Source organism: Lactococcus cremoris subsp. cremoris NBRC 100676, assembly GCF_001591705.1.
Taxonomy (GTDB): Bacteria; Bacillota; Bacilli; order Lactobacillales; family Streptococcaceae; genus Lactococcus; species Lactococcus cremoris.
Map to the genome: position 1 here is coordinate 1 of NZ_BCVK01000085.1, position 7,356 is coordinate 7,356.

Below are 7,356 nucleotides of genomic sequence, written 5' to 3' on the forward strand. Positions count from 1 at the left end.
TCAATCTCTTCTCCATTTGAATCTAAATAACTAATTATATGATTAGTTTTTTTGATTTCTTTCTCAATCATTGCCACATAGATATGTCTTTGATTCCTTATCAAATTATTAACAGTCTCTTTAAGACCATAATAGTCATCTTTATTACCTAACATTGATAGAATCGAGCTTTCTTTTATCGCATTCTCCAAGATATCTTTCTTTTTAGCCTTATCAAATTCAGAATCACTTCCAAACCCCAACATCAAAGCTAAAATTCTAGATATTGTAAATCCTTTACGTAATTCATCCTGATTACGAGCTACCTCTTGATTAATTAGTTCTTGAATACAATTAATCTCATTTGTCCAATCTAGAGGCTGACCACCATTATTTTTATAAGGATTATAAACCTCTGTATTACAATTATAATTAGTTAAAATGAATTTTGCTTTTTGATTCTTTTTACCTGCTATATATTCAACTGATTCAAACTTTTCTTCAAGTGCTTTAATTACTGATTTTTTTGTTTTGGTTTGCATTTTTCCATATTTTTTAATTGATTGAACACTGGACTCTGTCAACAACCAATCGTATTTTTCAACCAATTCATTTACTGTAATTTCTAAAATTTTTCCTTTTTTAATTTCTTCCATAAATTTACTCCTCCTAAATTTTTTACACTTTTTTCTTTTATATTTATAACCACAAGGTCAAAAGATTGCGATTGGAAAAGCTGGGCTAAAGCCCTTGGGCGCTTTTCTGTCAATCGTCTACTCATATTCGCAGTCTACGACCGCTCATATTCGTAGGACAAATTTTGTTAGTCTTCTAAATTAATAAGTTTTAATTAAATAGGTGTGCCTGTCAGTTACCTTACAGAGTATTCTTGTTAGGTAATGGAAAGGCTCACCTATTTATTATTAATTAAATGTAAAATAAACAAATTTGTCATTTTTGTTCGAACGTGAGCTTGCTCATGTGAGGACGAAAATACGGTGCTGGAAAAGCGACAGGGGAACATAGTTCCCAGCTTTTCAAACCGTGTCTCTTTTGACCTTATCTTTTAAACTTAAACATAATTAATCAATCAATTAGTCTTAAACCATTATTTTTTCTGTATTTCTTAATTACATTATTAATAGATTGGTTTTGTTCTTCGTTAAAAATAAAACTATGATATTTTAATACCTTTTTGTTTGGGTCATAAAGCGTATATGATTTAACAACTAGTCCTGATTTTTTCATTTGTTATTCTCCTTTATTAATTTAATTTATTATTCTTCACCTATATTCTTTATAGAGTTCAATACTAATTTTTTCAAATCGGAATCCTTTATGACTTTTGTGAATTTTGTTGAGTGCTTGACGGATTCCAAGAGAACTAAATCCAAATTCACTTTCTCTTTCACATTGTTTACTATTACGGTATACACCTACAATCTCATTTATATAATCTAAAACTAGGAAGGGATTGAGCCTTTGTTTACTTACTGATTCTTTCATCTCGTCTGTCCAAGTTGTCATATTTTACCTGCTTTCTTTTTATTGTAGAAATTATAGAAACAAAAAAACATAAAATAACCCAAAAAAATATATTTATATAAGACTAACCAAAGAATGGCTGGACTTCTAAAATATTTTACGTTTATTTTATGTTTAGTTTTATGTTTAGTTTTATGTTTAGTTTTATGTTTAGTTTTTTTAGTTAATAGCCGAATTTTTCTTCTAAATTAACTATACTACTATTATATCATAATTTGTATCATTTGTCAAGTAAATGTTATATTTAAATAAAATACGGTATTATATACATCTTTTTGACAAAGCCTAAAAAACAATGATATCTTTTTCTTACATAATATTTTATTTTCCAAAGATTAGTTTTTCTAGTCGTGCTTGTTTTATTTTAATGATTATATCTCCTCCCTCTCTTAAACCGTGAACGCTTGACTCATAAATAAAAGCTAAATCTCCAATAAGGCAATTACCAATGTCTTGGCAAGCTGTCTTTATTGAGTCGTAAGAGATTCCTAGTTCAATTCTTGGTTGTGATTTGCCTTCATCTTATTTCGTTCTGTTTATATACATTCAAGTGTATACAAACAGGTATGTATATTAGAATAGATATTAAAGAATACCCGAATTGCTAGTTGATTATTTAGCCATGACTTGATACCCGATAGAATATCTTAAAGTCTCTGGTTCCAGTGATTTAGCTGATTTTAACAGTAAAGAATACGCTAAAAGTATCATCTCTAATTTCAATTGAAAACCTTGAAGCGATCGACTTTTACAACGCTCAGCTCCTAGATTTGTCAAAAAAGAGAAAACTCGCTCAATCACTTTTCTACGTTTTGAAAAATTAGGGAAAAGGATTTTCTTTTGCTTCATGTTCTTCCTGACAGGTGTCATTAGATCAATTCCTTTTAATTCCAGCCTATCATGCAGTGACTGACCTAGATATCCCATATCTCCAAGGACTGTTGGTGTCCCAAATTGACTCAACACTTCCTCGGTCATTGAACTATCAGCCATTGAAGCAGGAGTAATTGTGTAGTCTATGACGTAGCCTGATTCACTGACTAAAGCATGACATTTACATCCATAGAAGTACTGTCCCTTTGTAGCATTGTAGCCAACATTTGCATAATCTCCAAGACCTTTGCTTCTGAAATTACGAATCGGCTGACACAAAGGAATGGGGAAGCTGTCAATAATGGATACACTAATTCCTTCAACCTCTTTAAAGACGAGTGCTTGGCGAATGACTTGGATACTCGGTAAGAGGGCATTACAACGGCGGACAAAGCGAGAATATTCTAGGAAATTAGGAAATAAACTTTGAGCCAATTGGTGCTTAGCTTTAAGCGTTTCACTAAAATGCAGTACGCCCCATAGGTAACAAGCGATAACTAAGCAATCTGATGTTGCGAGATGGACGTTTTTTCGGTTTTGAACCTCAAGGGGAACACTCGTTTGATAAAGCGTCTCTTACCAGAATATAATCGTTCTCTCCCATTATAATCTTTATCACAATCATATTCTGATGAGATTCCTGCCAAATCAATAATTACTATATCATAGTCCAACAAAGAATTATAAGAACTAAATGGTATTAAATCTATATTTTTAAAATTCATATGAGAAAATTTTAGTGATACCCCAACAATTTTATTCTTCATAATAACTTCCCTTACACTGACTTTCATTAGAATTCATTAATATTATACCATACATCTCCTCTTCTTACCTCTCTTGATTTCAATAACTCCATCTCACTAGTAATAAATTATATAGTGTTTTTTTGTAAAAATTACTTCGAGGCATATATACCATATCAGGTAACTTTATCTCCTAGCAATGAGGGTCATCTTTTGTATAAACATATTTATTATTAAATGTCCACAGACCAAAATCAATACAAGATTTAACTAATAATTTCACAAATTTTCTATCAATCTAATTAAACATTTTTCCCAAAAAATATGGTACTTGAAACATAAAGGATATAAAACCAATTCACATTCATTTTATAGATATAATAATTCAAAAATTATTGTTTTCTAGTAGGTTATCCCATCCACACTATCTAAAAATTTATTTTAATCTAAATTCTGTAAAGGACTGTATTTAATGACTTTGGTAATTTCATTCTCGATATTTAAACTCCTAAGATATATCTCAGTAGTCTTGATGCTAGCGTGTCCCAGTAACTTTTGAATCATATAAATATCAACATTCTCACGTACTAATTTTTGAGCAAAATAATGTCTAAATGTATGAGGTGAGATACGGATACTGTCACGAATGTTCACCGCTTTTCCTATTTTATATATTTCTTTTTCTGCTAGCCTATAATCATATTTTTTTCCAAATTTAGTTACAAATATATTTTCAATGGGTACTATCCCATTACTTGAAAAATAATTTTCTTTTGCCCTATTGTATTTCAGATACTGTTTATAAACAAGTGGTGAACAATGAACAATTCTATCTTTTTTCCCTTTACCACTTTTTATGATAATTTGAGAATCATTAATATTTTCTAATTTTAGACTCAATGCTTCATTTATTCTCATACCAGTGTCTGTAAGTATAAGTAACAGCAAGTAATTTCTCTCATTCACAAATTTTGTACAAAATCCAGTTCGTCCCTTACCAGTTTTCTTGATGGTATTAAAGGTTCTTTTTCTGGTATATTGGAGCATTGTTTTTATCTCTGAATCTGTAAATGTATTTACAATCGTCTTCTTCTCTTTAATCCATTTAACACGGTGTATAGGTGCTTCCTCATACCTAATGTATTCTTCATTAATACAATATGAAAATAGCGCCCTAATAACCCTTAAATGACCATTAACAGTTGTCTCAGAGTAACCACATTCTAATCTATCAACTAAATATTTTTTTATGTGAATTGGTTTGATTTCGTTAATATTTAAAATATCATTTTGGCACAAAAAAACAGAGAAAACCCTCAATGTTTTTTCTCTGAATATAATTGTATTTTTCGACAATCCTCTTGCTTTATTATCAAAAAGCATTTCTTGAATTGCTGATTGGATTGAAATTTCCATGTTGTTTTCCTCTGTTTTTACTAGATTTAACAACAATAAATAATTTTTCAAAAACGGCTTAGATACCGTACTAAATGTCCTTTTTTAGTCTTTACTAATCCTATCAAAACAGCCATAAACCTAGTGATAGAAGTTTATCTAATTCCCAAAGCAATACGGGCGTAGCGGCTCATTTTATCTACTGTCCAAGCTGGATACCAAACCAAATTTACTTTGATTTCACCAACTTCTGGTACTTCTTTCAAAGCATCATGGATTTGCTCCGTCAACAAATCTGCCAATGGACAACCCATTGTGGTCAGTGTCATTTTAATTTCAGTAAATCCGTTATCTTCAAAGCTAATTTCATAAACTAATCCGAGGTTGATAATATCAATCCCAAGCTCTGGGTCAATGACGTTTTCAAGGGCAGAGAGAATTTTGTCCTTGATTTCATTCACTTGCTCTTCTGTGTATTTATCTGCCATTTTATCTCCTTAGGCTATCATAAAAAGCAAACCTTTGTAAGGTGAACGAGCTTGCTTTCTAGGACGATTCCAAATTGTCAAATTCTTTTTACAGCTTTATTTTACCAAATTTATTTTAAAATTTCTAGACAAAAAATTACTGACAGGTAAAAATTCAGTCTAGAAAATTTCTGTCAGTAATTTTTATATTAAGCAAAGCGTGAGAATTTTTTGAAGAAACTCAACATGAATGTAAAGACGGCGATAATAACCACAAAGAGAATTGCTTCAGGTAAAATCGCGCCATTCAAGCCAATTGTTTCACGTAGCATCTTTAATCCATAGGTCATTGGCAACCATGGACTGATGACTTGATAGATCTTAGGAGCTAATTGTAATAATGGATAAGTTCCAGCGCTTGTCGCTAATTGCAACACAAGAACGACAATCATGACAAACTCACCTACTTTTCCTAAAGCCGTTAAGAAGAAAGTATTTATAGCCATGTAAGCAAAACTTATCAAAAGAACGACTAATAGCATTTCCCACCAATGATTTGGACTCAAACCAAGAAGTGCCACTGCTCCCCAGACAATGATTCCTTGCAAAAGTGCAACCAAACCATTTGTGCCAATCTTAGCAAACATAAATTCGCGTCCTGATTTCCATTTTTCTCCTGAGAAACCAACTCCAATTACGACATTAGTGGCAAGCGCCCCAATAAAGAGTGCAACATTAATCATATAAGGAGTCATCCCAGCACCATTTACTGGCACATTATCATGGTCAGTATGTTTAAGTTTCAGTGGAGCTGCTACTTTTTTAGCATTTTCGTCAGTAGAATTTGTTGCTGACAGACTATCATCAGCCTTAGTTAAAGCTGTTGATAAATCAGTAGCACCTGTATTTAAAGTTCCCAAACCATTAGTTAAGCTTGAGCCACCATTTGCCAACTGTTGTGAACCCGTTGAAATTTGCTTTGCACCACTTGCCAATTGGTTTGAGCCAGAAGTTAATGATGGACCATTCGCTTGTAGTTGAGTCAATCCTGAAACTAATTGCATGGTTCCACTTTGCAAGTCTTTTGATTTACTTGCCAATTGTTGAGCACCAGCGTTTGCCTTAGCTACTCCGTCAGCATATTGGGTAAAGCCAGAACTCAATTTTTGTCCACCAGAGGTGAGTTGACTATTGAATGTTGTCAAACCAGTGTCTAGTTTATTCATTCCTGGTAAAATTTGACTATTCAAGCTACTATTCACACTATTTAAACCTGTAGAAAGGTCAGTGATTGTTTGACTTGCCCCTGGAACTAATGTTTTAAGATCAGCAATTTTTCCAAACATTGGTAGTAGACTTGTAAGACTATTTTTGACCCCTGTAATATTCTCATTTAATGATAGTAAATCAGCTTGAACCGCTCCGGCACCAACAGAATTATCTAATGCATTTCTTATATCTGTTTTCTGACTTTCGGTTAAAGTTTTAAAAGTCTCAGTACTTTCAACTGCTGCCTTAGTGGCTGCCACTTGATCATTAGCTAAATTTGTAACCGTAGCTCCAAGACCTTCCAAGTTTTTTTGGACATTAGCAGCCAAATTTGGGTCAATCGTATTATTTTGTAACTCTTGATTTAATTCAGTAAGACCATTTTGCACAGCACTAATATTTTGCTGTTGAGTTTCGGATAAAGTTGTTTTTTGAGCCATTTGACTTAAGCCTTCGGATAGTTGTTGCACACCCGATTGCAGTTGACTCACCGCTTCTGTACTTTGAGAAATCTGTGAAATTCCTGCTGACAGATCTTTAGATTTATCAGCCAAAGTTTGGGTTCCCTCAGCTAATTGTTGAGTTCCACTGACAAATTGGGCAGCACCTGAAGAGACTTGTTGTCCTCCATTTGCAGCTTGATCCACTCCTAAAACAAACTTATTTAGGCCAAAATTCAAACTATCAGCGCCATCATTAAAAGTTACACTAGAAGAGGACAAAGTGTTCAAATTATTAGTCAATTCTTTGGAACCTGACAGCGCTGACGAAGTCCCATCAGCTAATTTATTTGATCCGTCAGAAGCTTCTTTCATTCCCGACTTCATATCACCAAGTTTAGCAAATATTTCTTTTGTATACCCGAATTGCTAGTTAAGTTCATTGGAAAATAAATAAGTCGTGCTATCCTAATCTTAAACCACTAAGCATTAGAAAGCGTACGACTTATATGACTTATAATAGCACACTTCCAAAAGTTTTTGTTTATTTACTGACAACCATTGAGACGCTTTATCAAACGAGGGTTCCCCTTGAGGTTCAAAACCGAAAGAACGTCCATCTCGCAACATCAGGTTGCTTAG

At 32.8% G+C, this 7,356-nt stretch carries 8 protein-coding genes and 2 pseudogenes; 1 reads left to right on the forward strand and 9 read right to left on the reverse strand.

The features are described 5' to 3' along the window. From LLA01S_RS11445 to LLA01S_RS11475, 9 genes and pseudogenes are all read right to left on the reverse strand, one after another. Positions 1-635: hypothetical protein (locus LLA01S_RS11445; RefSeq protein ID WP_155719849.1), on the reverse strand; the 635-nt coding region annotated here is incomplete at its 3' end. Beyond that, positions 605-748: a hypothetical protein gene (locus tag LLA01S_RS12580; protein ID WP_162267158.1), complete on the reverse strand. Its 144-nt coding sequence runs from the start codon at positions 746-748 to the stop codon at positions 605-607. The genes LLA01S_RS12580 and LLA01S_RS11445, both read right to left, overlap by 31 nt. A gap of 317 nt (positions 749-1,065) precedes the next feature. After that, positions 1,066-1,227: a hypothetical protein gene (locus tag LLA01S_RS12665; protein ID WP_015426181.1), complete on the reverse strand. Its 162-nt coding sequence runs from the start codon at positions 1,225-1,227 to the stop codon at positions 1,066-1,068. Between the two features lie 36 nt (positions 1,228-1,263). Then, positions 1,264-1,506 (reverse strand): hypothetical protein, encoded by a 243-nt coding sequence (locus LLA01S_RS11450; RefSeq protein ID WP_061778345.1) that lies wholly within the window; start codon positions 1,504-1,506, stop codon positions 1,264-1,266. A 630-nt stretch (positions 1,507-2,136) separates the two neighbouring features. Beyond that, positions 2,137-2,973, reverse strand: a pseudogene (locus LLA01S_RS11455) (IS982-like element IS982B family transposase); the annotation flags it as partial. After that, positions 2,895-3,164: a hypothetical protein gene (locus tag LLA01S_RS11460; protein ID WP_126355007.1), complete on the reverse strand. Its 270-nt coding sequence runs from the start codon at positions 3,162-3,164 to the stop codon at positions 2,895-2,897. The gene LLA01S_RS11460 and the pseudogene LLA01S_RS11455, both read right to left, overlap by 79 nt. 420 nt (positions 3,165-3,584) lie before the next feature. Next, positions 3,585-4,559, reverse strand: coding sequence for a tyrosine-type recombinase/integrase (locus LLA01S_RS11465; protein ID WP_061778347.1), 975 nt, complete (start codon positions 4,557-4,559; stop codon positions 3,585-3,587). A 134-nt stretch (positions 4,560-4,693) separates the two neighbouring features. Further along, a complete protein-coding gene (locus LLA01S_RS11470) occupies positions 4,694-5,026 on the reverse strand; it encodes a metal-sulfur cluster assembly factor (RefSeq protein ID WP_003131392.1) in 333 nt (110 codons plus the stop codon). A 188-nt stretch (positions 5,027-5,214) separates the two neighbouring features. Further along, positions 5,215-7,089, reverse strand: a complete 1,875-nt coding sequence (locus tag LLA01S_RS11475) for a YhgE/Pip domain-containing protein (protein WP_061778348.1) — start codon at positions 7,087-7,089, stop codon at positions 5,215-5,217. Between the two features lie 134 nt (positions 7,090-7,223). On the opposite strand from LLA01S_RS11475, the pseudogene LLA01S_RS12475 reads away from it, so the two are divergent. Further along, positions 7,224-7,356: pseudogene (locus LLA01S_RS12475) on the forward strand (IS982 family transposase); the annotation flags it as partial.